The sequence below is a fragment of the Paenibacillus tyrphae genome, assembly GCF_024158745.1.
Lineage (GTDB): Bacteria > Bacillota > Bacilli > Paenibacillales > NBRC-103111 > Paenibacillus_G > Paenibacillus_G tyrfis_A.
Genome location: NZ_JAMZAW010000004.1, coordinates 207,517 through 232,863 on the forward strand (window position 1 = coordinate 207,517; position 25,347 = coordinate 232,863).

Here is a 25,347-nt window from a genome sequence, read left to right on the forward strand (position 1 = left end):
GAAGATCCTCCTTTTCGAAAAGGCTTGAACGCTACAATTTTCGATTGCTTTTTTAGCATTACCCAAAGCCGAAAACGGTATGCGGAGGCGGTCCGTAAATGCCGAAAAGCCGCCGCTTCTGCGCAATGCAGTTCACGACAGCTTCGTCAGGTGCGCAGCAGCACTTTTTTCCAGGCGCGCAGTCCGCCTTTTACTTTTAAAATCCGGAAGAGTAGCTGGAGTCCCGCCGCTACAAGATGCCATAAGCGGATATGCAGGCGGCATATGCCTTCGGTAATAAACACGTTCTGATTAAACACCGGCATGACTTGAAGCTCCGGCTTCGCCTCAAGCCGAACCGTCCGGAAGATATACCCCAGAAACGATGTTTTAAGCCCCCATAAAGTACCTACGACAACGGCCGTCTCCGCCGCATCCCCGATACCGGCCGATGTTTTCCAGTTCAGCTCGGTACAATGAAAACGGCTGAGCAGCCGGCGGAACCATTGGTTGAACTTAAAGCAGTTGTGAAGCAATACACGAAAGTTATCGATCGCCTTTTTAATTTTATCGAAGTCGATTTTACGTTTAGGGTCGCGCTGAAGATCCCCCCTGTTCGGATTCGTCTTCTCCGAATTCAGTTCGAGCCCTTCCAGCCATCCCTGGAAGCGGAGCATTGGCACGATGTACCTGTAGCGGATAAGTCCGAATAAGGAGCGGACATCGATTCGAATTTCGTCATTTTGTTCCATATGTACGAAAGACAGGCAAATTTTGATCTTGCTTTGCGCCACGGCAAAAATCAAGACCGCGACCGCTCCGGCGATCCAAGCCCATATCATGCGATGCTCCTCCTCTTCGGCCCGAGACGCTTGCGGGCAGCACAAATACTCCTGAGCCGGAAGCCTTTTGCTTCGTTTCCTCAGGAGTTAGTATAGCCCAGCATTGGAAAAACATGCGTACGTTACATGCCGTCCGGTTCCGCTACGTCCTCGAACGTGATCTGTTTGCCGTCCAGCTTCTCGAAAAGCAGCCTTGTCTCTTCTTCCAAATTATCGTCATTTTCGAACATCGATGTCTCCGGAAGATCTTCAATCGTACTGAGCGCAAAATAATCGAGAAACGATTTGGTCGTCCCGTACAGAATCGGCCTTCCCGGCGCGTCCGCGCGGTCTACCTGTTGAATCAGATCTTTGGCCACCAGCGTCTGAAGCGCGCGGTCCGACTTCACCCCGCGAATCTCTTCGATCTCCACCCGCGTAATCGGCTGCTTGTACGCTACGATCGCGAGCGTCTCCAGCGCCGCCTGAGAAAGTGACGTCCGCGAAGGAGAGTAGGCCAGCCGCTCAAGATACGGCGCATGCTCCGGTACGGTCGTAAGCTGATACGTACCCGCCAGCTCGACAATTTGAATCCCGCGGCCCTGACGCTTCATGTCCTCCTGCAGATCCAGCACAAGATCGGTCACGAACTCGGCGCTGAGCTCCAGCACATCGGCCAGCTGTTTGGCGTCCAATCCCTCGTCTCCCGCCACAAACAACAAGCCTTCAATAACTGATTTCATCTGCCCAAAATCCATCCGCCGTTCCTTCCTCTCTTGCCTGAATCACAATATCGTCAAAAAGCTTATGCTGGAAGCAGACGATCCTCTTGACTTTCATCAGCTCCAGCAGCGCCAAAAATGTAACGACAATCGCGTCTTTCGTCGCGTCGTCGCTCAGCAGCTTCGAAAACATGACTTTGCCCCCGCACTTCTCGAGCGTATCGACCACCTCGTACATGCGATCCTTCACCGAGATTTCGTCTTTGCGGATTTTGGCAATCGCCTGACGGCTCTGCATCCGCCGCATCGCCTTGCGAAATGCGTTAACGAGATCGGCCACATGCAGACCTTTGACCGGGTTTTCCTGCACCGCAGGCACATACGGGGTCAAGTCTTCGGGTTCTCTCGTATAAATGAGGCTGCGCTCCATCTCTTTATCCCGCAAATGATCCGCAATCGCTTTATACTTGCGGTATTCGATCAGCTTCGCTACGAGCTCGGCGCGGGGGTCGTACTCTTCGTCCATCATGTAATCGTCGAACTCCATGTCCACGACGGGAGGCTTCGGCAGAAGCATCTTGCTCTTAATGGAAAGCAGCGTCGCGGCCATGACGAGGAACTCGCTCGTCACTTCGAGCTCCAGTTCCTGCATGGCGTCCAAGTATTCCATGTATTGATCCGTAATTTCTTTGATCGGAATGTCGTAAATATCGACTTCCGCTTTATCGATCAAGTGCAGCAGCAAATCAAGGGGGCCTTCAAAGGTTTCCAGTTTTACTGTGACTTTCACTTTCCTCTCGTTCCCCCTTAATCCTCATGCAGCTTTCGTCAGGTTGTCAGCTGTTTCGTCAAATTGGCCATCTCGATGGCGCTCGCAGCCGCTTCCCAGCCTTTGTTACCGGCTTTGGTCCCCGCACGCTCCACCGCCTGCTCGATCGAGTCGGTCGTCAGCACGCCGAAAATAACGGGAATGCCGGTTTTGAGCGAAATGGCAGCCACGCCTTTGGCCGCTTCATTGCAAACGTAATCGAAATGCGGAGTGGAGCCGCGAATGACCGCACCCAGCGTGATGACGGCGTCGTACTTGCCGCTCTCGGCCATTTTCTGGGCGATCAACGGAATTTCGAACGCGCCCGGAACCCAGGCAATCTCGACTTCGTCTTCCTGTACGCCGTGCCGCTTCAGCGCATCCAGCGCGCCGCCCAGCAGCTTGTTCGTAATAAATTCGTTGAACCGTCCGACCACGATCCCGTATTTTAATCCTTGCGAGACCAGATGTCCTTCGTATACTTTCGCCATGTCCCTTCAACTTCCCTTCATTTGATGAAATATTTTTTTAAATGGTAAAATCAAGCAGATGCCCCAGCTTCGCCTGTTTCGTATGCAGGTAATTCGTATTGTCCTCGTTTTCTTCCATTTGCAGCGGCACGCGCTCGACCACCTCAAGCCCGTAGCCTTCCAAACCGCGAATTTTCCGCGGGTTGTTGGTCATGAGCCGGATGCGCCCAATGCCGAGATCCTTCAAGATTTGTGCGCCGATCCCATAATCCCGGAGGTCGGGGGCGAAGCCCAGCTTCAGGTTCGCATCGACGGTATCGAGCCCCTGCTCCTGCAGCTTATACGCCTTCAGCTTGTTGATCAAGCCGATGCCCCGTCCTTCCTGCCGCATGTACAGCAGCACACCAGAGCCCGCTTCTTCGATCTGCTTCAGCGCCGCCGCGAGCTGCGGTCCGCAATCGCAGCGGTGCGAGTGGAAGACGTCGCCGGTCAAGCATTCGGAGTGGACGCGCACGAGCGTCGGGCGGTCGCTGTCGATCTTGCCTTTGACGAGCGCCACATGCTCCTTGCGATCAACATCGTTCGAGTAGGCGATGGCGGTAAAAACGCCAAAGTCCGTCGGCATCCGCACCTCGACCTCGCGCTGCACCAGCTTCTCTTTCTGATTGCGGTAACGGATCAGGTCCTGAATCGTGATAATCTTCAGCTCATGCTTGCGGCTGATCGCCATCAGGTCCGGGACGCGGGCCATTTCGCCGTCTTCCTTGATCACTTCGCAGATGACGGCAGCCGGGTAAGCGCCGCACATGCGCGCCAGATCGACCGCCGCTTCCGTATGTCCGGCGCGGCGCAGTACACCGCCTTTTTTGGCCGTGAGCGGAAAAATATGTCCCGGACGGCGGAAGCTCTGCGGCTTCGTCTGCGGATCGATCAACGCCTGCACGGTCCGAGAACGCTCCGATGCGGAAATGCCGGTCGACGTTTCGACGTGATCGATCGAGACCGTGAAGGCCGTGCCATGGTAATCCGTGTTGCGCGATACCATCTGCGGCAAATCCAGCTCCTGGGCCCGCTCTTCGGTAATCGGGGCGCAGACGAGGCCGCGTCCTTCCTTGATCATGAAGTTGATGACCTCCGGCGTCGCTTTCTCAGCCAGGGCGATGAAGTCGCCTTCGTTCTCGCGATCTTCGTCGTCCACGACGATAATGACTTTGCCGAGCATCAGATCGTATATCGCTTCTTCAATCGGATGAAACCGGATCGGTTCGTCCATTGCTCTCTCCTCCTTATTGTCGATGGGAGCGGCATCCAGATTACAGGAACCCATGCTCCGTTAAAAACGCTGCGCTCAGCCCCCCGGTGGTTGTCCCTTTAGCGACTGCGGCTCCTTCTCCCGATCGGAAGGTCAGCAGCCGTTCGATGTATTTGCCGAGCACATCGGCTTCGAGATTGACTTCATCCCCTTGCTTCTTATGCTGCAGCACCGTTTCCGCGAGCGTATGCGGGATGATGGATACGGTAAACAACGTTTCTCCCAGCTCGACGACCGTCAGGCTGATCCCGTCGATCGTGATCGAGCCATGCGGGATAATATATTTTAAGATACCCGGGTCGCGCGGCTCTACGCGGAAGACGACGGCGTTTTCTTCCGGTGTCCGTCCCCGGATGATGCCTGTCGAATCGACGTGTCCCTGTACGATGTGACCGCCGAACCGGCCGCCTGCCGTCATCGCCCGCTCCAGATTGACCGGAGACGCGCTCGACAGCCGGGACAAGTTCGTTCGCCGGAATGTCTCCGGCATGACATCGACGGTGAAAGACGCTTCGTCATAAGCGATGACGGTCAAGCAGACGCCGTTCACCGCAATGCTGTCGCCAAGCTTCACATCGTCCAGAATCCGCTTCGCCCCGATCGTCAGCACCATCGCCTGACCTTGCTTGGCAATGCGGCGCAACGTTCCTATTTCCTCGATAATTCCTGTGAACACGGCATATCCCTCCTTCTTCTCGCTATCCATCTTCTCAGAACAGCTTGTCTATTCGCTCGGCTCCGCATACTTCGGGTACCCGATCAGGCACAAGTCGTCGCCGAACGTCTTGACCTGCATGTGCTCCAGCCGAATCGCCTCACGCATTTGCCCGAAGCCGGCGAAGTCGAAGTTCGCCGGCGCCAGCGCGCCGCCACCGATGATCTTCGGCGCGAGGAAGAGCACGAGCTTGTGGGCGAGCCTACGCTCCAGCAGCGCACCGCTCAGCTTGCCGCCGCCTTCCACGAGCAGCGAGCCGATCTCGCGCTCGCCGAGCCGCGCCATGGCGGCGTCCAGATCGACAGCGGGGCCCGGCCCGCAGTCGACGATCTCTACGCCGCGCGCTTCGAGCTCGCGGCGGCGCGCCGCCGGCGCCTGTTCGGTCGTGAGCACGACCGTTGGCGTAGCCCCGTCCCGCACGAGCTTCGCCTCGTGCGGCAGCCGCAGCGTCGAGTCGACGACGACGCGGATGGGGTGCAGACCCGGCACGGGCAGCCGGGTCGTCAGAGACGGGTCGTCGGCCAGCACGGTGCCGATGCCGACCATAATCGCCTGATGGCGATGGCGGAGCGTATGAACGTAGGCTCGGGAGGGCTCGCCCGTAATCCACTTGCTATCGCCCGTCCTTGCGGCGATTTTGCCATCTAGCGTGCTGGCCGATTTGACGGTGACGAACGGCCGCCGGGTGACGATGAACGTATTGAACGCTTCGTTCAAAGCGTTCGCCTCCCGCTCCAGCACCCCTTCCGTCACCTCGATGCCGCTCGCCCGAAGCCGGGCGATCCCGCTGCCCGCCACAAGCGGATTCGGGTCGGTCGCCGCAACGACGACTCGCTTGACGCCTTCGCGGATCAGCCGGTCGCTGCACGGCGGTGTCTTTCCGAAGTGGCTGCACGGCTCCAGCGTCACGTAGGCCGTAGCGCCCGCCGCTTCGCTTCCCGCCATGTTCAGCGCGTGAACTTCGGCATGCGCTTCGCCCCGCTTCAGGTGGGCGCCCATGCCGACAATACGTCCTTCCTTGACGATGACGCAGCCGACGACCGGATTAATGCCCGTCTGTCCTGCCGCCGAAGCAGCCAACTGCAAAGCCAGATTCATGTAATACTCGTCGTTCAGCAACCTCACAGTCAATTGACGCAGCCTCCTTCTCCCTGATTAGCTTGCCGGAAAATGCGAAAAAGCCCTCTTTTTGCTTAGCAAAAAGGGGCTTGTGAGAAGCGTCGCGTTCAGGTAAACAAACGCAGGCGGAATCCCTTGCAGCGATAGATCGCAATGCCATGCATGCCACTAACGCGCGTCGATGCATGCCTAAAAAAACCTTGCTCCATGTCCGAAGACACGCGGCAAGAAGACATGCTTGAACAGACACACCTGTGGCATGTTGAGTATGTGAAATAACGCACATACGCACGCAGACAGTCTATCGTCGATTCCGCTTTCCCTTCTCCCATCCAGACTATACTGTCGGTCTCGGAATTGCACCGAGTCCACCGGCAACCAGAAGCTGGCTGCACGGGTCACGGACTGAGTTCGGCCGAAAACAAATCAGCCGAAACATCACCGCCGGTAGGGAATTTCACCCTGCCCCGAAGGTAAGCTGTATGAACTTATGGTCTACCAGAAAAACATACCTAGCATTGATTGCAATAGTACCATCGCGAAGTGAAAATTGCAAGCGCGGTCTTTTTGCTTTTTTCGGGGCCGGAGGCCCGCTTTCGCTCGCTTTATAACATTCGCCGGGACTAGCCGGTTATGTCCAACATAAAGTAATAGGGAAAATAAACGAAAGGGAGGACCGAGCGAATGAACCGGACGCTTGTAAAAAAACCTATAAGCACAAGGTAGGCAAAAATCAGTTCGTCAAGACATCACTAATTAAAAAACGCCGAAACCCCGTAGTTCATCAGGGGATTCGGCGTTTTTCCGCATCAAGCACAGCAAACAGGAAACCGATTAAGCTTCCACGATTTGAACGGATTCCATTTTGTCACGGCCTTTGAATGCATCGACATGCTCCATGCCTTTGACGACTTTCCCGAATACGGTATGCTGACCGTCCAAGTGAGGCTGCGGCTGGTAGCAGATGTAGAATTGGCTGCCGCCGGTGTTTCGGCCGGCATGCGCCATGGCAAGCGTTCCGCGTTCATGCTTGTTCGGGTTGATCTCGCAGTTGATCGTATAGCCCGGGCCGCCGGTGCCTGTGCCGTGCGGGCAGCCGCCTTGCGCTACGAAGCCCGGAATGACACGGTGAAACACGACTCCGTTGTAGAAGCCTTCGTTTGCAAGCTTTTCAAAGTTCGCTACCGTATTCGGCGCGTCTTTCTCGAACAAATCGAGCACGATCTCGTTGCCGTCGGTCATTTTAATAATCGCCTGTTTTGCCATAGGACGTACACTCCTTTAATTGCTTGTTCTGCCGGACGCATCCTTTCGCGATGCTCCCGGACAACCCTTCCTATTTTACTATGAAAAGCGGCTTCGCACAAATCAGCATCCGCCCCTATCGCTCACACCGACAATAAAAAAAACGCCGGCCACAGGGACCGGACGTTCTCTCTCGCTTGATTATAACGTTTTGGCCGTCACTTGCCGCATCCGTTCGGGGACGACATCGTTGCCGAGCAAATGCTCGAACGATTCGCGATTGACCACGATATCGGCCTCGCCGTCCTTCACGAAAACGACGGCCGGCCGGCGAATCCGGTTATAGTTGCTCGACATCGCGTAATTGTACGCACCGGTGCAGGCTACGGCGAGCAGATCGCCCGTGCGCGCCTGCGGCAGGCTGACGTCCCAAATGAGCATATCGCCGCTCTCGCAGCATTTGCCCGCGATGGATACGACCTCTTCGTCCGCTTCGCTCGCCCGATTGGCGAGCATGGCCTCATACTGCGCTTCGTACAGCGCCGGACGCGGATTGTCCGTCATCCCGCCGTCGACGGCGACGTATTTGCGCACACCGGGAATATCCTTGTACGTGCCGATCGTATACAGCGTCGTCCCTGCGTCTCCGACGATACTGCGGCCCGGCTCGGTCCAGATCTCGGGCAGCGGATAGCCGTTTTGGCCGAATTTCGTTTGGATCGCTTCGGCGATCGAATTCACGTACTCGGCGACAGGCAGCGGCGAATCGCCATCGACATAACGGATGCCGAAGCCTCCGCCCAGATTGATAACCGGGAACGTCAGACCTAGCTGCTCCCGAATATGGACTGCAAAATCGGCTACTTTATCCACCGCGAGCCGGAAGCCGCCGACCTCGAAAATTTGCGATCCGATATGCGAATGAACGCCGAGCAGCTCGATATTCGGCAGCTCCGACGCTTCCTTGACCGCCTGCTCGGCCGCGCCGTTGGCCAGATCGAAGCCGAACTTCGAATCGGTCTGGCCTGTCGATATATATTCATGCGTGTGAGCATCCACCCCAGGGGTGATGCGCAGCAGAACATTGACTTTTTGCCGTTTCTCTCCCGCAATGGCATTCAGCATGTGCAGCTCGACGAAGTTATCGACGACGAAGCAGCCGATCTTCGCGTTAACCGCCATCTCAAGCTCCTGCGGCGTTTTGTTATTGCCGTGAAAATGAATCCGCTCGGCCGGAAAGCCGGCTTCCAGTGCGGTATACAATTCACCGTCCGATACGATGTCCAACGACATCCCTTCTTCCTCCACAATACGGCACATCGCCATAACGCAGAACGCTTTGCTGGCATATGCTACCTGAAACCGGAGGCCTGTAGCGCGAAAAGCTTGCACAAATTCGCGGCAGCGCTGGCGGATCAATTGTTCGTCCATAACATACAGCGGTGTTCCGTAGCGCTCGGCTAAATCGACTGTGTCGCAGCCGCCGATTTCCAGATGTCCCCTGCCGTTAATCTTGCTGGTGCCGTGTAGATACATCTTGTTCGACTCCTTCTCCCCATGAAAAGACATTACTTTTAAAGTACCACAGACAAGCGCCAAAACACAATATGCAAAACACCCCTCCGAAGCGGGCTTCGAAGGGGTGCGAGGAGTGAAACTATTCCTGCCGCTGCGGCTGCCGGGTTCTGTCCTTCGGCCTCGTCAGACTTAGGCGCGTTTTCATGGACAGAAACGGCGGCCTTACCAAAATGTGCCTCATCGCGTTCATATTGAACGGGATAAACGGCCACAAATACGGGGTATTGTACGAGCGCTGCAGCGCCAGCATAAGCAGCAACAAGGTGGAGCCGATGACAAAACCCGGCACTTTGAAAATGGCGGCAATCACGAGCAGCGCGAGCCGAGAAAGGCGGTTCGCCAAGCTGAGCTCGTAGCTGGGGGTTGCAAACGTACCGACCGCGGCAACCGACAAGTAGAGGATGATTTCGTTTGAAAACAATCCCGCCTTGACGGCTACATCTCCTACCAAAATTGCCGCCACCAAGCCCATGGCGATCGCGAGCGGCGAAGGCGTATGTACGGCGGCCATCCGCATCAAATCGATGCCGAGCTCCGCAATTAGAAACTGGCCGAGCAGCGGGATTTTCCCCGGCTTCTGCGGCCCCAAAAACTCGAGCCCGGCCGGCTTAAGCCCCGGAGATGTCACGATAAGAAGCCAAAGCGGCAGCAGAAAGATCGATGCGGCGATGCCGATAAACCGCACCCAGCGGAGATAGGTGCCCACAATCGGCGTCTGACGGTATTCTTCCGCATGCTGCACATGGTGGAAAAACGTCGTCGGCAAAATCATAACCGAAGGGGATGTATCGACAAACACGATGACATGGCCTTCCAGCAGGTGAGCCGCCACCACATCGGGACGCTCCGAATACCGGACCGACGGATACGGATTCCAGCTTTTTCCGACAATCGCTTCTTCCAGCTGCTTTTCGGCGAGCGGCACCCCGTCCACTTTCACTTTTTTGATTTTATCGCGGATCGATTCGACCAGCTTCATGTCGCAAATATCTTGAATGTAACCAATGCAAACGTCGGTCTGCGTCCGTTTGCCGACCTGCGTAATCTCCAACTTCAGCCGCGGGTCCCGCACTCTTCGGCGTACTAATGTAACATTGGTAAGCAGCGTCTCGACAAAGCCGTCGCGCGAGCCCCGCACGACCCGTTCGAGCTCGGGCTCTTCGGTCGTGCGGGCAGGAAAGCTCTTGGCATCGACCAGCACGGCTTCGTGTTGACCCTCAAAGAAAAAGGCCGTGCCGCCCATCGACACATTATCGATCGCTTCCTTCAGCTTGCAGGCCCGCTTCACCTGCACGTGAGGAATCAGCGCCTCTTCGAACAAGCCGATAATATTGCGGCGCTTGTCCTCCTCCTGTCGATCGGACGGCTCTTCCTCATGGTCCGATCTCCAATTCCGGTAAGGTCTCCGGCGCTCCTCCCCCGGTTCCCGGTGCCCCGCTTCCCGGCGCACCTGATCGGCATAAGAAAGCCGTTCCAGAATTTCGGTCAGCACAAAATCTTTAATGAACCCGTTATAGTAGAAAATCCCCGTTTTTTGCCCGCCGAACACCATTTCGCGAAAGATGACGTCGAAGCTTTTGTTCAAGCCTACTTGCTCTTCCAACTGCCGCTTCAGACGGTCGAAATCCTCGGAAATTTTCGTGCTCTCCTTGAGCTCCCGCTCCTCCGCCGTCAATTGCGTCTCCTGACGCATCTTGCGCGACATTCCCGCTTCCGAATCACCTGATCCGGTATCGCGCTCTCTTCCGTCCTTCGCGGATGGCTCCTCCGGTTCGTCCGCCGACAAGCTGCCGATAATATTGCCTTCCCGGTCAACGATCAGCTTATCTTCCTCCGGCGGCTTGAAGCTGCGAAGCTTTTTCGTTTTCCCGCCTATTAATTTCGCACGTTTGATTTGTTTGTTCACGCCCTTCACCTCCCAGTGAATTTTGCTGCGGCGCAGCTTCCGGCATTACTGCACCAGCCCGAGCCAGTCGATCAGCGAGCCGAGCACTTTCCCGAAAATCATCGCCATCAGCAGCCAGATCATGTACTCTTCCATCCGGATTCTTTTGGCCAAAATCGGCAGCACGTTGATGACCTCGGTCAGCGCCGCCGCAAGCATTCCGACAAAGCAGCCGGCTAACAGGCCGAGCACCGAGGCGGACAAAGGAAACAGCCGGAACTTCCATTGAAAGAAATCCGTCACCGTAAAAAAAACCGCACCGAGCACGACTGCGCCTTCGTATAAGCGGATCGACCGGTACGATCTGCTGATTTGCGCCAGCCTCGGTATGATGTCCAGCACCACTAGAAAAGCAACCATGCCGCTGCCCACCGCAAGGCCGCCGGCCAAGCCGACAAAAGCAAGCAGAAATCCGCTCAGCAGTCCGGTCAAGGCGGCGGCTCCCGGTCCGGCGTGCGATTGATTTTGGCGTATTCCTCGGCGATGACATACTGGTTGACGTTTTCCTGGTACATGAACATTTCCACCTCCAACGGGCTCGGCTCCTCGTTGAACTTTTTCTTGAACAGGTGATTGAAAAAGACGATCATCCCGATGCCGATGCCAAACGAATATGGAATCTGCAGCAGCAGCGGGCGCTCGGTCTGTTTGCCGGTGAGCAGCCTATAGATGCTCCGGTGGACTTCGGCCATGCTGACGTCGGCGTGAAAGTTCATAATGGCCAGACCCGAGCCGATAAAAAGCAGCAGCCACACGAGAACGATGAGAAGCCTACTGGGAGGGCGCGCTTTACCCGAAATTTCAACCAGCGTGTGCGGTTCGCCGAAATGCTCGATGGTCATGGACGGAAACCGCTCTTTGACTTTGCTCACGACCAGCATCATATCGATAAGCAGCAAGCTGCCGTCATGCTCTTCGGGGCGGTACAATTCCAGTTCAAGCAGCTCCGCCTCGTATTCGGGTTCCGTCAGAAAGACGGCAATATGCCCGAGCCGAATCGGATCGCCGCGGCTGACCCGCATCCGTTTGCGCAATCGGATGTACAGGGACGGAGCGGAAGCACGGTTCATCTCCGAATCCTCCCTTACCATGCATTTAACGGTAGTATGAATAATTACGCATGGCGGTAAACATCCCGGACTTTGGCAAAAATTTCACTGGGAGCCGAAGCATAAAGGAAAGCGGCGTGACAAACAGTAAGGGCAAGAACAAAGATCACCCAAACTTTTCTTTAGAGGAAGGTGTCGAGCATATGAGAAGAACGGCTTTAACGCTCGTAATCATCGGGGCTTTAAACTGGCTGTTGGTCGGATTGTTTCAATGGGACTTGGTTGCCGCCTTGTTCGGAGGCGACGCCCATCGGGTATCTTCGGGCTTAAGCCGAATTATCTATACCTTGGTCGGTTTGGCAGGGCTGTACTGCATCGCCTTGCTGTTCCGCGACGACGACAGAGCCCGGGCCCGGTAACGGCAAGGCTGTCCTCAAGAACGCGCCAAGAGGACGAGAGCGTTCGCTCGTTCTCTTTTTAGGCTGCAAGAAAAACAGCTCCCCATCGATTCCAGTAAGAGGAACCTCGGAGAGCTTCTTTAGGCAGCTAGTTATTGGGCAATCTGATCCTTGATCGACTGCAAGATTTTTTTCTCGAGCCGCGAGACCTGCACCTGGGAAATTCCGAGCCTGCTGGCTACCTCGGACTGCGTCTGATCCCGGAAATATCGGAGATATACGATCAAGCGTTCCCGCTCGTTCAGCGCGCCGATCGCCTCATTGAGCGCCAGCTTGTCGAACCACTTGTCCCCGCCCTCGTCCGCGATCTGGTCCATCAAGGTGATCGGGTCGCCATCGTTTTCAAAAACGGTTTCATGGATCGAGGACAAAGGCTTGTTCGCTTCTTGAGCGAAGACGACCTCCTCCGGCGTGATTTGAAGCTCCTCCGCCACTTCCTTGATCGTCGGCAGCCGGCCGTTCCGTTTCGAAAGCTCGTCCTTCGTCTTGCGGATTTTGTTAGCCAGCTCCTTGAGCGAGCGGCTGACCTTAAGCGTTCCGTCGTCGCGCAGAAAACGCTGGATTTCCCCGATGATCATCGGGACCGCATACGTTGAAAACTTCACATCATACGACAAGTCAAACTTATCCACCGACTTGAGCAGTCCGATGCAGCCGATCTGAAACAAGTCCTCGGCCTCGTAGCCCCGGTTGAGAAACCGCTGCACTACCGACCAGACCAGGCGGATATTGCATTGCACCAGCGTATCTCTGGCCACGGTGTCGCCGGACTGGCTGAGCGCGATCAATCGTTTGACTTCGCTATCGTCCAAATAGCTGTGTGAGGCGTGCTTCAAATCTACATCCATGAGATCAGACCCCTAATTGAAAAGAGCTTTTTTCGATTCGATTCGCTTCTTCATTCTAATCGTGGTGCCTGTGCCTAAGGTTGTCGTCACTTCGATCGCATCCATGAAATTTTCCATAATCGTGAAGCCCATGCCGGACCGCTCCAGCTCCGGCTTCGACGTGTAAAGCGGCTGCTTGGCCAGATCCAGATCCTCGATCCCCGCTCCTTCGTCCGTCACGGTAATAAAAACCGTGTCCGCTTCGAGCTCGGCCGTAATCGTTACAATTCCGTCCGGGCGGTTGTCGTAGCCGTGAATGATGGAGTTCGTTACCGCTTCGGACACGACCGTCTTGATATCCGTCAGCTCATCCAGCGTCGGGTCCAGCTGCGATACGAAAGCGGCGACGGTTACGCGGGCGAACGATTCGTTCTCGGAGCGGCTCGCAAACTTCAGCGTCATAAAGTTTCGTTCACTCATAGGGCGACCTCCAGACTTTGCAGCGCTTTTGTTTCGTTATCCTGAATCGACAAGATTTTGAACAGCCCGGACATTTCAAGAAGCCGGTATACGGCAGGATTCAGGTCGCAGACGACCATTTTGCCGCCGCGCGCCGTAATCTGCTTGTAGCGGCCCAGAATGACGCCAAGGCCGGAGCTGTCCATAAAGGTTAGCTCCTTGAAGCTCATAATGATGTGGTTGACGTTTCCGCGCATGACCGCCTCTTCCATCCGCGTTTTGACCGTATCCGCTGTATGATGGTCCAGCTCTCCCTGAAGCCTGACGATCAGAGTTTGGCGGTGATGTTCGAGTTCGATTTGCAGACTCAAGCTGCTCACTCCTTCCCGTTCATGCACACTCATTTCTACGTGAAGGAATCCTTTTCCTGCCCCCCGACAAAACTAGAAGAAATGCGCTATAACTAGAACAAAAGCGACAGAAAGCGCAGCGGAATAGCGCAAAATCCCCGCGGCGGCGTAGGCTGTATCTGCGGGGATCATGCTGTGTATGTCAGGCTGCGGCCGTTCGTCAATCCAAGAACAACATCCGCTTCGCCGTTCGTTTCGTCAAGGTCCACCAACCGGCTTTTTTCACATTCACGGGCGCTTCCAGCGCGAATTCGGTCAATACCTGATCGCCTTTGTACACGACGATTTTCCCGATCGAATCCCCGGCTGCAATCGGCGCTTTCAAATCCGTCCGCAGTTGGACTTCATGGCGGATTCCGTCGGCCGCTTCCCCTTTTTTGAGCAGCAAGCTGTACGGATGTGTCGCCGTCAACGGGACGACCGGCACCTCGCCTTTGCCGATTCTCAATTCGCCAAGCGAATCGCCGGTCTTATAGATCGGAAGATTCGTATATTGCGAGAACGCATAATCGAACATCCGCGTGACTTCCGCATTGCGCGTTTTGGTATCCGGTTCGCCCATGACCACGGAGACGACGCGCAGATTGTCGCGCTTCGCCGTTGCCGACAGACAAAACTTCGCTTCACTCGTGTAGCCGGTTTTCAAGCCGTCCGCCCCCGAATAAAAGCGCACGAGCTTGTTCGTATTGACGAGCCAAAACGGCTTGGGCGTTTCCTTGCGCAAATAGTCTTGGTACAAGCCGGTATACTGGGTAATCTCTTCGTGCTTAAGCAATTCTTTGGACATCAGCGCAATATCGTAGGCGGAAGAGTAGTGATTTTCGGCAGGCAGTCCGTTCGGATTGGCAAAATGGGTATTTTTCATCCCCAGCTGCGCGGCACGCTCGTTCATCATCCGAACGAACGCTTGTTCCGTACCTGCAATTTTCTCCGCCATCGCTACCGATGCGTCGTTGCCGGAGGCCATGGCGATGCCTTTCAGCATATCGCGTACCGTCATTTCTTCGCCGACTTCCAGAAAAATCTGCGAGCCGCCCATGGAAGCGGCGTATTCGCTTGTCCGCACCTTCTCGTCCAGCTTGATTTTTCCTTGGTCCAGCGCTTCCATAATAAGCAGCATCGTCATAATTTTCGTGATGCTGGCCGGGGGAAGCCTGGCATCTTTGTTTTTGTCGTGAATAACCGTGCCGGAATCCGCATCGATAATAACGGAAGATACGGCATTCGGAGCCAGCTCAATCGGCTGCGCCCTTTTCGTTTCCTCGGCCATTGCGGGCGGCAGCGCGACCAGCAGCAGAAGCTGGAGGCAAATCGACCACTTGATCACTTTGCTGAACATAACCCTATTCTCCCCTCCTGTCGGAGCTCGATTGTAGGTACTGGTATTCAGTGTTGACGAATCAGCAGCAAAATATTCCAAAACAGGAAAACAAACAACCGGGAAGCAGGCTTGATCCCCGGCTTGCATTGACATTCGCACTGGAGGATGCGGCTCTAATGCGCAGTCGGGAAGACGCGGCGGACCAAATCCGCAAACCCTTGCACGAATCCGCCGACCGGACGTCCAGCACGCACATCCGATATATACGTATTGACGCGCCCGACAAAATCCGGATTGACGGATACGTAGACGCGCTGTACGTTCGCATTTACCACCCGGACTTTCCCGGCGATGCGATTTTCGACATCCTGCGTCAGCGTCTGGTTGGGCTTCAGCACGGATGCCACATAAGCCGTACGGTCAGTAACGAGCACATTCGCCGAATGTACTTCCGGCACCTCGGAGACAATTTTGCCTGCGGCCGCATCCGCGATATCGATTTTTCTGGCGGTGCTTTGATTCGGTTGAGCCCCTTGATTCGTTCCCTGCTGTGCGTGATGAGTCTGCTGCTGGGTTTGGGCAGCTTGCTGCTGCATACGCGCCTGCTGCCTGTTCGTGCAGCCGGCAGCCAGGACGGCGACGCAGCCAAGCACGACCGAGGCGCGGACCCATACTTTCACGTGATGCATCGTTGTTTCAGCCTCCCTGTGGATGATTGTTCGCCTTTAGTATGCTTACTCCCATCGTTTGGCATGCACGCAAAGAAGCCCGGGACGAAAATCCCGGGCTTTCATGTATGGATCACAGCTATTATAACTGGCGAATACCGTCCTTCGTGACAACCGCATAAATCAACTTCAATTTTTCGGCAGGCGCCGAAGCGATTGTAAAAGCGGCAGCCGTCCGCTGCATCATTTCGGCCGTTTCTGCCGAATCCTCACGGTTGATGTACAGTTCGGCCAGCGGCTCGCCCTTCTTCACCGGATCGCCGACACGCTTGAACAGCTTGATGCCCACCGCCAGATCGATCTTGTCTTCTTTGGTCGCGCGGCCCGCGCCAAGCAGCATGGCGGTAATCCCTAGCGCTTCCGCATCGATCGCAGCTACGAAGCCTTCTTCCGGCGCCGGAACGTCCACGCGGCGGGCTGCTTGGGGAAGCCTGGAAGGATCTTCCGCAACACGGGCGTCGCCTCCCTGCGCGGCAATGAACTGCTTCAGCTTCGCGAGCGCCTCGCCATTTTCAAGCAGGCGGGTGACGAATTCCTTTGCTTCGGCTTCGCTGTCCGCTTTGCCCCCAAGGCGCACCATATGCGCCGCCAACTCCAGACAAAGCTCCGTCAGCTCGGCCGGTCCCCGGCCGCTGAGCGTATCGATCGCCTCCAGCACCTCAAGCGAGTTGCCGATCGAAGGCCCGAGCGGCTCATCCATATTCGTAATCACCGCAACCGTATCCCGGCCGACCTCCGTCCCGATATCGACCATCGCTTGAGCCAGCTTGATGGAATCGTCAAGCGATTTCATAAACGCGCCGCGTCCGGTCTTGACATCGAGGACAATAGCATCCGCGCCGGAAGCGATCTTTTTGCTCATGATCGAGCTGGCGATTAGAGGAATCGATTCTACCGTCGCCGTCACGTCCCGCAAGCCGTACAGCTTCTTGTCCGCCGGCGTCAGGTTGCCGGTCTGACCGACTACCGCAAGCCCGATCTCTCGCACCTGCGCCAAAAACTGCTCCGTTGTCCGCTCGACGGCAAAGCCGGGAATCGCTTCCAGCTTGTCGATCGTCCCGCCCGTATGGCCGAGGCCCCGGCCGGACATTTTCGCCACAGGAATACCGGCTGCCGCTACCAACGGCCCTACGATGAGCGTCGTCGTATCTCCGACTCCACCCGTGCTGTGCTTATCGACCTTGATGCCGGGAATGGAGCTAAGATCGACCTGATCTCCCGAACGTGCCATCGCCAGCGTTAGGTCCGCCGTTTCCCGCGCGGACATGCCGTTGAAATATACCGCCATCGCCCAAGCGGACATTTGGTAATCCGGAATTTCCCCTTTCGTATAGCCTTCGATCAAAAAAGCGATTTCTTCGGAGGACAGCTCCTTGCCGTCCCGCTTGCTATGTATGATATCGACCGTTCTCATCCAGGCCAACTCCCCTGTCACGTAGTCTCTCCCCCGTATTATATTCCCTCCCAGGCAAAAAGAAAAGAAAGCCCCGGGAAACAGCTCCCGAGACTTCCTTGGCTCATGGTTAAAACGATATATTGCTATTAGGAAACGACGATCTTGGTTTTCATCTCCGCATGACCCGGACCGCAAGGCAGCGTGCAGTGCACTTCATACGTACCCGGTTTGTCGAACGTGACTTCCATCGACTTGTTGTTGTTATCCAGCTTAACGCTGGTGCCTACGATCTCAAGCGCATGAAGCCCTTCCTTGTTCATCAAAGAAACGGTCATCTTCTCGCCGGCTTTCGCCGTGTATTCCGGCTTATCGAACTGATAGTTCGAGGCTACGAATTTAATCGAAGGACCCGCCGATTCCTCTTTTGCCATTTCCGCTTGACGGGCAGAGATGTTCTGGAACAAAACGCCCGCGCCAAGGAGACAGGCGACGATGAACAGTGAAAACATAGCCCACTTTTGCATAGATAATCCCCCCTTACTGTTTGGCCGTAAAGACGTATAGTCTTATTGTACAAAATACGAGCGACTTTACACATGCCCTTTCATGCCATTCCCGTGAAAAATTTGTGAACAAATTTAGACCGGTTCGACACGAAATTCCCTCTTAGCATGAGATAACCTTTAAGCCAAAATACGCGGACTTCCTCTGCCCGCAAAAAAAACTCCGCCGTGGCGGCATAGTATTTACAATTGGATTCAACGGCTGAGCCGATCGCGAATTTGAAAGCCAATACCTCGCTCTTTCCGCTTCGCTTCCTGTTGGTTCATCTTATGTATATCGTTCACGATCCGAATCCGGCACGAGCTGCATAAATGGTGCTGTTTGATCGGGGAACCGCAGCTGTTGCACGGGTAGGTCAATCCGGGATAATAGGCGACCGGCAGCCGGTTCGATACGATGAATTCGGCGATTCGTTTAACGGAGACCCCTGTAGCTCTGCTCAGCTCTTCGGTACTTGCCTTCCGGTTGCCGCGCAAATAAGCCTCGCAGCGGTCAAAATCGTCGTGGACCTGATCGATACAATCCTGACACAGATTGCGTAAATTTTTTTGAAACACTTTTCCACAGTTCGGGCAGTTGGCTACTTTAAGCATCGTCATGGCGGCACGCCCCTCTTTTTCCTACCTTAGTATCGTCAGAGATGGTTCTAACGAATTATCGAAAGTAGTCCTATATGCCCAATTGTAGCACAGTCGCTTCGGCCCGAACAGAGGGACGTCCCAACTTTTTTCGGGATCTGCCCCTAAAGTATTATGCCTGAATAACCCTATCGCGGATTGTCATACTATAAAGGACCCATTCATACCAGAAGCAAGGAACAGGAGGTGCCGCACATGTCTGACAAGCAGCAAGGCCACGGGAATCAGAACACGACGACCCGTACCAGCGACAAAGGCGCAAAGAAATCGAAATAACGAGCCGCGACAAAAAAAGTACTCCCGCTTCCGAGGAAGGTGGAGTACTTTTTCCATAACTATGCGATCGGCGTCCCGTTCGGAGCCGCCTGGTCCGGCGCGAGCAAAATGACATCTCCCTGCTCCGGCACCCCGCCGAGCACCAGCACCTCGGATACGTATCCGGCAATGCGTCTGGGTGGAAAATTAACAACCGCTACAACCTGTCTGCCGATAAGCTCTTCCGGCACATACCGCTTCGTAATCTGTGCGCTGGAGCGCTTGATCCCGAGCTCTCCGAAATCGATCTGCAGCTTGATGGCCGGAACCCGCGCTTCCGGGAAAGGCTCGGCGGCAATCACCGTGCCGATGCGCAGGTCCAGCTTATGAAAATCGTCGATCGTTGCTTCCATTCCGCTTCCTCCCGAGTTATTCATGCTTTAATAACCATGATAGCCCAGCACAAAGGGACAAAGCAACGAACCGTTTCGTTATAACGTTATTTTACCTTCCGGTTTCGTCATATTGCCGACTTGCGAAGCATGGAATACGACGCAAGCGCATAGACGACCATGAGTGCAAACAACCAGCCCGCCCATTCAGACGCCGATTTGCCCGCGATCCATTGAAACAAGTCTCCCCACCATTGGTAATAGCTTGACATAACCACGAGGACACTAACAACCGCGAAGATGCCGCCCGATAGCAAAATCATACCGAACCACCCATAACGCCGCTGGACGCTCGAAATGGCAAATCCAAGAAAGAACAGATGCAGCAGTAACACGAAGTTTCTCATCACTTGCCCGATCGCCGCACCGTCACCCCAATAAGGCATACGGAAAAAGTGGAGCCCCATTCCCCAGCCGCCGCTCCAGCCTTCAATCAGGGAGAGCAGCAATAGCAGGATGGCCGTACCCAGGCTGATCAGAGCAAAGTTCATCGCCGTTCCGGCAAAATAATCTTTTCTCCGGACACCCAAGCCAAGTGCAAAGACAAACGTTTGAGGCAGAGCGATCATCCCGATAACCAGCATATATACATAAAGGGAAGTAATGCCGCCGGTATACATTCCGTCTTTCCCGCCGATCGAAAACCGGATGGTAAGATGTATGATGAGATTGAATAAGATAATGATCCAAGGCATGTATATCCAGGAAAGCTTATCTCTTAAATGCATTTTTGCTACGCTCGCAATGCGGTTCATAGAGTACTTCCCGCCTTTCTGTCCGAGGTATGCTTCGTTAAATGGACGACTAATTGCTGTAAGGAAACGGGGGAGAATTCGAGCCCGAGCGCTTCCCCTTCTTTCCGCTCTTTCTCGCTCAGTTCATCCATCACCGTTGCCGAAATCAGTCCGCCGAATGCTTCCTGATGTATGATTTCCCGGGCTCGAATGAATTTTTCCACGGTACGGGCCGTTCCTACGACGGCAAACGCCCGCCCCCGAAGCGCCTCGGTATCCTCGTTCAAAATCAGCTTGCCGCCATCGATCACAATCACATGCTCCAGAAGCCGGCTGACTTCATCAATCAAATGCGTCGACAATATGACGGTTCTCGGATAAGCCGAGTAATCCTCAAGCAGCTTTTCGTAGAATAACCCTCTGGCCACCGCATCGAGACCCAAATAGGGCTCGTCGAATATCGTAAGCGGCGCTCGGCTGGCAAGACCCACGACGATTCCTGCAGCGGATAGCATGCCTCGGGACAGCTTCTTCATTTTCCTTTTCAGCGGAAGCCCGAATGTCTCAATCAGTTCATAGGCGTACTCGCGGTCCCACTGCGGAAACAACGATTCTGCCACCTCCAGCACATCGATAACGTGGAAGTTGTCCGGGTACTTTTGGCTTTCCTTGATAAAGCACATTCTGCTAAGCACGCTATTGTTCTCGTACGGGCTTTCACCGAATACTTCAACTTCTCCACTCGTAGGAAAAATTTGAGCCGTGATCATATGCATGACTGTCGTCTTGCCCGCACCGTTTCGCCCGAGAAGCCCGTAAATTTTGTTCGGCTCGATGGAAAAGCTGATGTCGTCCACCGCTTTGACGTTCCCGTAAGACTTGGTCAGCCGGCTCACTTCGACTATCGGATTCACTTGCCCCCATCCCCTCTCCGGATCATATCCATCAGCTGCTCCGATGTAATCCCGAGCTTCTCGGCTTCACGGATCATCGTCACCACATATTGCTCAAAAAACTGCTCTCTCCGCTTCTCCATCAATTGTGCGCGCGCGCCGGTCGCTACAAACATGCCTATCCCCCGCTTCTTGTACAATATACCTTGGTCCACCAACAGATTGACTCCCTTGGCCGCCGTTGCCGGGTTGATCTGATAAAATGCCGCGAATTGATTCGTCGAAGGAACCTGCGATTCTTCGGGCATGCCGCCTTCGATGATGTCATTTTCAATCCGTTCGGCGATCTGAACAAAAATCGGACGGCTGTCGTCTATTAAGGTCATTTGTTCACCACCAAACTGGTTAATTACTCATGTAACTAACTATATATCCAAGCAACTTCTATGTCAATCGGATTTGAGCAAAAAATAGAAAAAATCCCCGAAAGCCTAGAAGCGAAGGCTCTCAGGGACTATTCATTGTACCGTTAAAGTAATGCTTCGACTGCCGGTTCGATATCGAGCGGGTCGACCGTCGATTCAAACCGCTTAACAACCTTGCCTTCGCGATTGACGAGAAACTTCGTGAAGTTCCATTTAATGTCGTCCCCGGCCAGCAGCTCAGGCTGCTTCTCTTGCAGAAATGCACTCAGCATTTTGCCGGCCGACTGGTCGAGATCGAATCCCTCGAACGGGGCTTGCTCCGTCACATAAGCAAAAAGCGGATGTTTCTCCGAACCGCGCACGTTCACTTTCTCAAACAACGGAAACGAAACCCCGTAGTTCAATTGGCAGAAGGTATGGACATCTTCACTGCTCCCCGGCTCCTGCTCGCCGAATTGATTGCAAGGGAAGCCCAGAATGACCAGCCCCTGGTCCCGGAATTTTTCGTACAGTTTTTGCAGGTCGGCGTACTGCGAGGTGAAGCCGCATTTGCTGGCCGTATTGACGATCAGCACGACCTTGCCCTCATATTGCTCCAGGCTGACTTCTTGGCCTCGGATATTGTTCGCTTGGAATGAATAGATAGACATGATAATTCCTCCATTGTCGTTTGATTTGGTTGATGCGGTTTTAATACTAATTAGCGAATCGAAAATTAAATTGTATACAATTTAATTGTTTAAAATTTATCATATGGTGCCAGCTTCTGTCAAGCCTTTCATGTTCCTTTTTTAAGCTAAAAAAACCGCTTCCCCTGTAAAAATCGAAGGAAAGCGGTTCTTTCATTAGCTTTATTTAGACGGTAAGCCTATGCTTCTTTCACAAAACGGCGCACCAGCTCGATGAAGATCGGCTTCGTGCGGTTCGCCACTGCCACAACCTGCTCATGCGTGAGCGGCTCCAGCTCCTCGCCGATCGCCATGTCGGTAATGCAGGAGATGCCGAGCACCTTAAGGCCTGCGTGGCTTGCAGCAATCACTTCGCCTACCGTAGACATGCCTACGGCGTCGCCGCCGAGGTTCGCGAGCATGGTCAGCTCGGCCGGAGGCAAATAGTTCGGACCGCTAATGCCCGCGTATACGCCTTCCTGCAGCCGGATCGCTTCGCCGCGCTCCTGTCCCATTTGGGCAGCAATCCGCTTGGCGAGATCACGGAATTGCGGGGTATACGCCTGCGACATGTCCGGAAAACGAGGACCGAGCTCCGGATGATTGATTCCGATGAGCGGGTTGTCCCCCGTCAGATTGAGCTGGTCGGAGATCAGCATCAAATCGCCCGCCTGAAAGCCGCGGTTCATGCCGCCCGCCGCGTTCGTAATGACAAGCGACCGAACGCCGAGCTGCATCATGACGTAGATCGGGAAGACGACTTTTTTCATGGAGTAGCCTTCGTAATAATGAAAGCGGCCCTGCATGACGATGACATTTTTGCCTTCGAGCTTGCCGATGACAAATTGCCCGGCATGGCCTTCCACCGTAGATACCGGAAAATGCGGAATTCTATCGTAAGGAATGGCGATCGCATCCTCCACCTGAGCGGCCATATCGCCAAGGCCGGAGCCAAGCACCAAGCCCATATCCAAAGATCTTCGTTCGATGCGGTCGCTGATCCATTGAGCTGCTTCTTGAATATGTTCAACGTAGTTCGGTTCCATCTCTTCTCCCTCTTTCGAATCGAATTTGGCGGTCGCTTGAAAGGCGGACGCCGTTCCAATCACCATGACATTCTAGATTCGCGAGATGATTCCGAGCACCAGCTTAAGAAATTTCGGCTTCGCGCGCTCCGTCGTTTCCATAACCTCCGCATGGGACAACGGCTGATCCAGGATGCCCGCCGCCATATTGCTGATGCAGGAAAAACCGAGCACTTCAATACCCGCATGCCGCGCAACAAGCACTTCCGGTACGGTGGACATGCCCACGGCGTCGCCGCCGAGCGTCCGCATCATGCGGATTTCCGCAGGCGTTTCGTACGACGGTCCGAGCAGCCCGAGGTATACCCCCTCCTGCAGCTTCAGCCCCTGCTCTGCCGCTACCTCCTTCGCAGCCTCGCGCAAACGGCGGCTGTACGCTTCGGACATGTCCGGGAAACGAACGCCCAGTTCGCTGTGGTTCGGTCCAATAAGCGGATTGCGGAACGTAAAGTTAATATGATCACGGATCAGCATCAGGTCACCGACCTCGAACGACGTGTTGATGCCGCCGGCAGCGTTGGTCACCAGCAGTTTCTCCACGCCAAGCTCCTTCATGACGCGGACCGGGAACGATACCGTTTCTACGCCGTATCCTTCATACATATGAAAACGGCCTTTCATCATCAGCACGTGCTTGCCTTCCACTTTACCGAGCAGCAGCTCGCCGGCATGGCCTTCAACCGTAGATACCGGAAAATGCGGAATGTCCTCATATGGAATTGTTACCCCGCCTTCCACCAAATCGGCCAGCACGCCGAGGCCGGAGCCAAGAATCAGGCTAATTTCCGGCTTCTCCGGATATTTCCCGCGGATATATTCCGCGGCTTCCTTAATGTTCTTCAACAGCGTCGTTTGATCGCTCATTCGAATCGTCCTCCCCGGCAATATGTACTTGTTATTTCAATTCGTTCAAAAAGCTGGCTCCGTTGCCTGTTCCCTTCACGCCGAAGTTTTCGGCAACCGTCGCGCCAAGATCCGAAAACGTGCTGCGGACTCCGACCGTCCCCGTTGTTTCGAACGCCGGGCTGTACACCAGAAGCGGCACATACTCGCGGGTATGGTCCGTCCCGTGATGAATCGGATCGTTGCCGTGATCGGCAGTCAGAATAAGCAGGTCGTCCTTGCCGACCCGTTCCATCAGCTTGGGCAGCCATTCGTCGAATTCGTTCAGCGCCATGGCATACCCTTCCGGGTCACGGCGGTGGCCGTACAGCGAGTCAAAATCGACGAGGTTCGTAAACAGCAGCCCTTGGAACGATTCTCCCATAACGTCAATCGTCTTGTGAATCCCGTCGAGATTGCTTTTGGTCGGAAGCGCACGGGTCACGCCTTCTCCGTCAAAAATATCGTTGATCTTCCCGACGGCGATGCAATCGAGTCCCGCATCCTTCAGCTGGTTCATGACCGTCGGAGCCGGCGGCTTCACCGCATAATCGTGACGATTCGGCGTGCGTTTGAACGCCCCTGGCGTTCCAACATAAGGCCGCGCTATAACACGACCGACCGTATACGGATCTTCGAGCGTCAGCTTGCGGGCGATCTCGCAGGCGCGGTACAGCTCCTCCAGCGGAATAATCTCTTCATGCGCCGCAAGCTGGAACACGCTGTCCGCCGAAGTGTAGACGATCCAAGCCCCGGTTTTCATCTGCTCCTCGCCCAGTTCATCCAATATTTCCGTTCCGGAGGCCGGCTTGTTGCCAATGACCTTGCGCCCGGTTTCCTGTTCGAAACGGGCGATCAGCTCCGGTGGGAAGCCGTCCGGAAATACATTGAACGGAACGGTCACATTCAGACCCATAATTTCCCAGTGGCCGGTCATCGTATCTTTGCCGACCGATACCTCGGCCATTTTGCCGTAATATCCGCCTGGGCGTTCAACCGGATCAACGCCCTGAAGCCCGGCAATATTTCCGAGGCCGAGCTGCTGCATATGGGGCACGCGCAGCGACGGCACGCGCTCTGCGATGTGGCCGAGCGTATGGGCTCCGGTATCGTTAAAACGCGCGGCATCCGGCAGTTCGCCGATCCCTACGCTATCAAGCACAATCAAGCATACTCGTTTAAATTTCATGGATGTCCCTCCTCAGAGTATTGCGAAGCAATACTTTCTTCGTAAGCACAGGCTTGGCATTGCGCAGCAATGCCATCTTCGTAAGCACAAGCTTGGTATTGCACAGCAATGCTTTCTTCGTAAGCGCCGATTCGGGCATTGCGCAGCAATGCTACAGCGAAAGCGAAAACTTGGCCATGGTGAGGCAATGCCATCCTCGC

The 25,347-nt window shown here is 54.9% G+C and carries 30 protein-coding genes and 1 riboswitch; of the genes, 1 reads left to right on the forward strand and 29 read right to left on the reverse strand.

The window, feature by feature from the left end; all coding sequences use genetic code 11:
- Positions 1-146 precede the first annotated feature (146 nt).
- From NI000_RS07875 to NI000_RS07930, 12 genes are all read right to left on the reverse strand, one after another.
- Positions 147-821: a DUF2953 domain-containing protein gene (locus tag NI000_RS07875; RefSeq protein ID WP_253409305.1), complete on the reverse strand. Its 675-nt coding sequence runs from the start codon at positions 819-821 to the stop codon at positions 147-149.
- A 122-nt stretch (positions 822-943) separates the two neighbouring features.
- On the reverse strand, positions 944-1,558 hold the full coding sequence (gene scpB, locus NI000_RS07880) for an SMC-Scp complex subunit ScpB (protein ID WP_253409307.1): 615 nt from the start codon (positions 1,556-1,558) through the stop codon (positions 944-946).
- Complete coding sequence (locus tag NI000_RS07885) at positions 1,527-2,312, reverse strand: segregation and condensation protein A (RefSeq protein ID WP_253409309.1); 786 nt, start codon at positions 2,310-2,312, stop codon at positions 1,527-1,529. The genes scpB and NI000_RS07885 overlap by 32 nt, the downstream gene beginning before the upstream one ends.
- A gap of 38 nt (positions 2,313-2,350) precedes the next feature.
- On the reverse strand, positions 2,351-2,821 hold the full coding sequence (gene ribH / locus NI000_RS07890; protein WP_253409311.1) for a 6,7-dimethyl-8-ribityllumazine synthase: 471 nt from the start codon (positions 2,819-2,821) through the stop codon (positions 2,351-2,353).
- A 37-nt stretch (positions 2,822-2,858) separates the two neighbouring features.
- Complete coding sequence (locus NI000_RS07895) at positions 2,859-4,073, reverse strand: bifunctional 3,4-dihydroxy-2-butanone-4-phosphate synthase/GTP cyclohydrolase II (RefSeq protein WP_253409313.1); 1,215 nt, start codon at positions 4,071-4,073, stop codon at positions 2,859-2,861.
- Positions 4,074-4,113: 40 nt separating this feature from the next.
- A complete protein-coding gene (gene ribE, locus NI000_RS07900) occupies positions 4,114-4,788 on the reverse strand; it encodes a riboflavin synthase (RefSeq protein WP_253409315.1) in 675 nt (224 codons plus the stop codon).
- Between the two features lie 48 nt (positions 4,789-4,836).
- On the reverse strand, positions 4,837-5,952 hold the full coding sequence (gene ribD, locus NI000_RS07905; protein WP_253409619.1) for a bifunctional diaminohydroxyphosphoribosylaminopyrimidine deaminase/5-amino-6-(5-phosphoribosylamino)uracil reductase RibD: 1,116 nt from the start codon (positions 5,950-5,952) through the stop codon (positions 4,837-4,839).
- A gap of 310 nt (positions 5,953-6,262) precedes the next feature.
- Positions 6,263-6,425, reverse strand: a riboswitch (FMN riboswitch).
- A 355-nt stretch (positions 6,426-6,780) separates the two neighbouring features.
- Complete coding sequence (locus NI000_RS07910) at positions 6,781-7,212, reverse strand: peptidylprolyl isomerase (protein WP_063185852.1); 432 nt, start codon at positions 7,210-7,212, stop codon at positions 6,781-6,783.
- 180 nt (positions 7,213-7,392) lie between these two features.
- On the reverse strand, positions 7,393-8,727 hold the full coding sequence (gene lysA / locus NI000_RS07915; RefSeq protein ID WP_253409317.1) for a diaminopimelate decarboxylase: 1,335 nt from the start codon (positions 8,725-8,727) through the stop codon (positions 7,393-7,395).
- Positions 8,728-8,848: 121 nt separating this feature from the next.
- Complete coding sequence (locus tag NI000_RS07920; protein ID WP_253409319.1) at positions 8,849-10,675, reverse strand: spore germination protein; 1,827 nt, start codon at positions 10,673-10,675, stop codon at positions 8,849-8,851.
- A gap of 45 nt (positions 10,676-10,720) precedes the next feature.
- Entirely contained in the window at positions 10,721-11,146 is a 426-nt protein-coding gene (locus NI000_RS07925) for a stage V sporulation protein AB (protein WP_253409321.1), read from the reverse strand.
- Positions 11,143-11,784: a stage V sporulation protein AA gene (locus tag NI000_RS07930; protein ID WP_253409323.1), complete on the reverse strand. Its 642-nt coding sequence runs from the start codon at positions 11,782-11,784 to the stop codon at positions 11,143-11,145. Before NI000_RS07930 ends, NI000_RS07925 begins: the two co-directional genes overlap by 4 nt.
- Before the next feature lie 182 nt (positions 11,785-11,966).
- Here NI000_RS07930 and NI000_RS07935 point away from each other — a divergent pair, with 182 nt between their 5' ends.
- On the forward strand, positions 11,967-12,182 hold the full coding sequence (locus NI000_RS07935) for a DUF378 domain-containing protein (RefSeq protein WP_010498984.1): 216 nt from the start codon (positions 11,967-11,969) through the stop codon (positions 12,180-12,182).
- 131 nt (positions 12,183-12,313) lie between these two features.
- On the opposite strand, the gene sigF is transcribed toward NI000_RS07935, so the two are convergent.
- From sigF to NI000_RS08020, 17 genes are all read right to left on the reverse strand, one after another.
- Positions 12,314-13,069 (reverse strand): RNA polymerase sporulation sigma factor SigF, encoded by a 756-nt coding sequence (gene sigF, locus NI000_RS07940; RefSeq protein ID WP_025846479.1) that lies wholly within the window; start codon positions 13,067-13,069, stop codon positions 12,314-12,316.
- Positions 13,070-13,081: 12 nt separating this feature from the next.
- Positions 13,082-13,528 carry an anti-sigma F factor gene (spoIIAB, locus tag NI000_RS07945; RefSeq protein WP_253409325.1) on the reverse strand — a complete coding sequence of 149 codons (447 nt, stop codon included), beginning with the start codon at positions 13,526-13,528 and terminating at the stop codon, positions 13,082-13,084.
- On the reverse strand, positions 13,525-13,878 hold the full coding sequence (spoIIAA, locus tag NI000_RS07950; RefSeq protein WP_253409621.1) for an anti-sigma F factor antagonist: 354 nt from the start codon (positions 13,876-13,878) through the stop codon (positions 13,525-13,527). Before spoIIAA ends, spoIIAB begins: the two co-directional genes overlap by 4 nt.
- Positions 13,879-14,077: 199 nt before the next feature.
- Positions 14,078-15,256, reverse strand: a complete 1,179-nt coding sequence (locus NI000_RS07955; RefSeq protein WP_253409326.1) for a D-alanyl-D-alanine carboxypeptidase family protein — start codon at positions 15,254-15,256, stop codon at positions 14,078-14,080.
- A 155-nt stretch (positions 15,257-15,411) separates the two neighbouring features.
- Entirely contained in the window at positions 15,412-15,927 is a 516-nt protein-coding gene (locus tag NI000_RS07960; protein ID WP_253409331.1) for a YhcN/YlaJ family sporulation lipoprotein, read from the reverse strand.
- 121 nt (positions 15,928-16,048) lie between these two features.
- Positions 16,049-17,380: a pyrimidine-nucleoside phosphorylase gene (locus tag NI000_RS07965; RefSeq protein ID WP_253409333.1), complete on the reverse strand. Its 1,332-nt coding sequence runs from the start codon at positions 17,378-17,380 to the stop codon at positions 16,049-16,051.
- Positions 17,381-17,508: 128 nt separating this feature from the next.
- Entirely contained in the window at positions 17,509-17,886 is a 378-nt protein-coding gene (locus tag NI000_RS07970) for a hypothetical protein (RefSeq protein WP_253409335.1), read from the reverse strand.
- Positions 17,887-18,120: 234 nt separating this feature from the next.
- Entirely contained in the window at positions 18,121-18,525 is a 405-nt protein-coding gene (locus NI000_RS07975) for a flagellar protein (RefSeq protein ID WP_253409337.1), read from the reverse strand.
- A 374-nt stretch (positions 18,526-18,899) separates the two neighbouring features.
- Positions 18,900-19,232, reverse strand: coding sequence for a chaperone CsaA (csaA, locus tag NI000_RS07980; RefSeq protein WP_253409339.1), 333 nt, complete (start codon positions 19,230-19,232; stop codon positions 18,900-18,902).
- Positions 19,233-19,339: 107 nt separating this feature from the next.
- On the reverse strand, positions 19,340-19,966 hold the full coding sequence (locus tag NI000_RS07985; protein WP_253409341.1) for a hypothetical protein: 627 nt from the start codon (positions 19,964-19,966) through the stop codon (positions 19,340-19,342).
- 56 nt (positions 19,967-20,022) lie between these two features.
- On the reverse strand, positions 20,023-20,919 hold the full coding sequence (locus NI000_RS07990) for an ABC transporter ATP-binding protein (RefSeq protein ID WP_253409344.1): 897 nt from the start codon (positions 20,917-20,919) through the stop codon (positions 20,023-20,025).
- On the reverse strand, positions 20,916-21,284 hold the full coding sequence (locus tag NI000_RS07995) for a GntR family transcriptional regulator (RefSeq protein ID WP_054976409.1): 369 nt from the start codon (positions 21,282-21,284) through the stop codon (positions 20,916-20,918). Before NI000_RS07995 ends, NI000_RS07990 begins: the two co-directional genes overlap by 4 nt.
- A gap of 143 nt (positions 21,285-21,427) precedes the next feature.
- A complete protein-coding gene (locus NI000_RS08000) occupies positions 21,428-21,973 on the reverse strand; it encodes a glutathione peroxidase (protein ID WP_253409346.1) in 546 nt (181 codons plus the stop codon).
- A gap of 218 nt (positions 21,974-22,191) precedes the next feature.
- Entirely contained in the window at positions 22,192-23,037 is an 846-nt protein-coding gene (locus tag NI000_RS08005; RefSeq protein ID WP_253409622.1) for a purine-nucleoside phosphorylase, read from the reverse strand.
- Between the two features lie 72 nt (positions 23,038-23,109).
- Positions 23,110-23,940: a purine-nucleoside phosphorylase gene (locus NI000_RS08010; RefSeq protein WP_036680851.1), complete on the reverse strand. Its 831-nt coding sequence runs from the start codon at positions 23,938-23,940 to the stop codon at positions 23,110-23,112.
- A gap of 31 nt (positions 23,941-23,971) precedes the next feature.
- Positions 23,972-25,147: a phosphopentomutase gene (gene deoB / locus NI000_RS08015; RefSeq protein WP_253409347.1), complete on the reverse strand. Its 1,176-nt coding sequence runs from the start codon at positions 25,145-25,147 to the stop codon at positions 23,972-23,974.
- Positions 25,144-25,341: a hypothetical protein gene (locus NI000_RS08020; protein WP_253409349.1), complete on the reverse strand. Its 198-nt coding sequence runs from the start codon at positions 25,339-25,341 to the stop codon at positions 25,144-25,146. The genes deoB and NI000_RS08020 overlap by 4 nt, the downstream gene beginning before the upstream one ends.
- Between the last annotated feature and the right edge of the window lie 6 nt (positions 25,342-25,347).

Excerpts from the sequence above, each read along its gene's own strand:
- NI000_RS07875 (WP_253409305.1), bottom strand. The coding sequence starts at position 821 with ATGATATGGGCTTGGATCGCCGGAGCGGTCGCGGTCTTGATTTTTGCC.
- scpB (WP_253409307.1), bottom strand. The coding sequence starts at position 1,558 with ATGGATTTTGGGCAGATGAAATCAGTTATTGAAGGCTTGTTGTTTGTG.
- ribH (WP_253409311.1), bottom strand. The coding sequence starts at position 2,821 with ATGGCGAAAGTATACGAAGGACATCTGGTCTCGCAAGGATTAAAATAC.
- NI000_RS07895 (WP_253409313.1), bottom strand. The coding sequence starts at position 4,073 with ATGGACGAACCGATCCGGTTTCATCCGATTGAAGAAGCGATATACGAT.
- NI000_RS07910 (WP_063185852.1), bottom strand. The coding sequence starts at position 7,212 with ATGGCAAAACAGGCGATTATTAAAATGACCGACGGCAACGAGATCGTG.
- lysA (WP_253409317.1), bottom strand. The coding sequence starts at position 8,727 with ATGTATCTACACGGCACCAGCAAGATTAACGGCAGGGGACATCTGGAA.
- NI000_RS07930 (WP_253409323.1), bottom strand. The coding sequence starts at position 11,784 with ATGAACCGTGCTTCCGCTCCGTCCCTGTACATCCGATTGCGCAAACGG.
- NI000_RS07935 (WP_010498984.1), top strand. The coding sequence starts at position 11,967 with ATGAGAAGAACGGCTTTAACGCTCGTAATCATCGGGGCTTTAAACTGG.
- sigF (WP_025846479.1), bottom strand. The coding sequence starts at position 13,069 with ATGGATGTAGATTTGAAGCACGCCTCACACAGCTATTTGGACGATAGC.
- spoIIAB (WP_253409325.1), bottom strand. The coding sequence starts at position 13,528 with ATGAGTGAACGAAACTTTATGACGCTGAAGTTTGCGAGCCGCTCCGAG.
- NI000_RS07955 (WP_253409326.1), bottom strand. The coding sequence starts at position 15,256 with ATGTTCAGCAAAGTGATCAAGTGGTCGATTTGCCTCCAGCTTCTGCTG.
- NI000_RS07960 (WP_253409331.1), bottom strand. The coding sequence starts at position 15,927 with ATGCATCACGTGAAAGTATGGGTCCGCGCCTCGGTCGTGCTTGGCTGC.
- NI000_RS07965 (WP_253409333.1), bottom strand. The coding sequence starts at position 17,380 with ATGAGAACGGTCGATATCATACATAGCAAGCGGGACGGCAAGGAGCTG.
- NI000_RS07970 (WP_253409335.1), bottom strand. The coding sequence starts at position 17,886 with ATGCAAAAGTGGGCTATGTTTTCACTGTTCATCGTCGCCTGTCTCCTT.
- NI000_RS07975 (WP_253409337.1), bottom strand. The coding sequence starts at position 18,525 with ATGACGATGCTTAAAGTAGCCAACTGCCCGAACTGTGGAAAAGTGTTT.
- csaA (WP_253409339.1), bottom strand. The coding sequence starts at position 19,232 with ATGGAAGCAACGATCGACGATTTTCATAAGCTGGACCTGCGCATCGGC.
- NI000_RS07985 (WP_253409341.1), bottom strand. The coding sequence starts at position 19,966 with ATGCCTTGGATCATTATCTTATTCAATCTCATCATACATCTTACCATC.
- NI000_RS07995 (WP_054976409.1), bottom strand. The coding sequence starts at position 21,284 with ATGACCTTAATAGACGACAGCCGTCCGATTTTTGTTCAGATCGCCGAA.
- NI000_RS08000 (WP_253409346.1), bottom strand. The coding sequence starts at position 21,973 with ATGTCTATCTATTCATTCCAAGCGAACAATATCCGAGGCCAAGAAGTC.
- NI000_RS08005 (WP_253409622.1), bottom strand. The coding sequence starts at position 23,037 with ATGGAACCGAACTACGTTGAACATATTCAAGAAGCAGCTCAATGGATC.
- NI000_RS08010 (WP_036680851.1), bottom strand. The coding sequence starts at position 23,940 with ATGAGCGATCAAACGACGCTGTTGAAGAACATTAAGGAAGCCGCGGAA.
- deoB (WP_253409347.1), bottom strand. The coding sequence starts at position 25,147 with ATGAAATTTAAACGAGTATGCTTGATTGTGCTTGATAGCGTAGGGATC.
- NI000_RS08020 (WP_253409349.1), bottom strand. The coding sequence starts at position 25,341 with ATGGCATTGCCTCACCATGGCCAAGTTTTCGCTTTCGCTGTAGCATTG.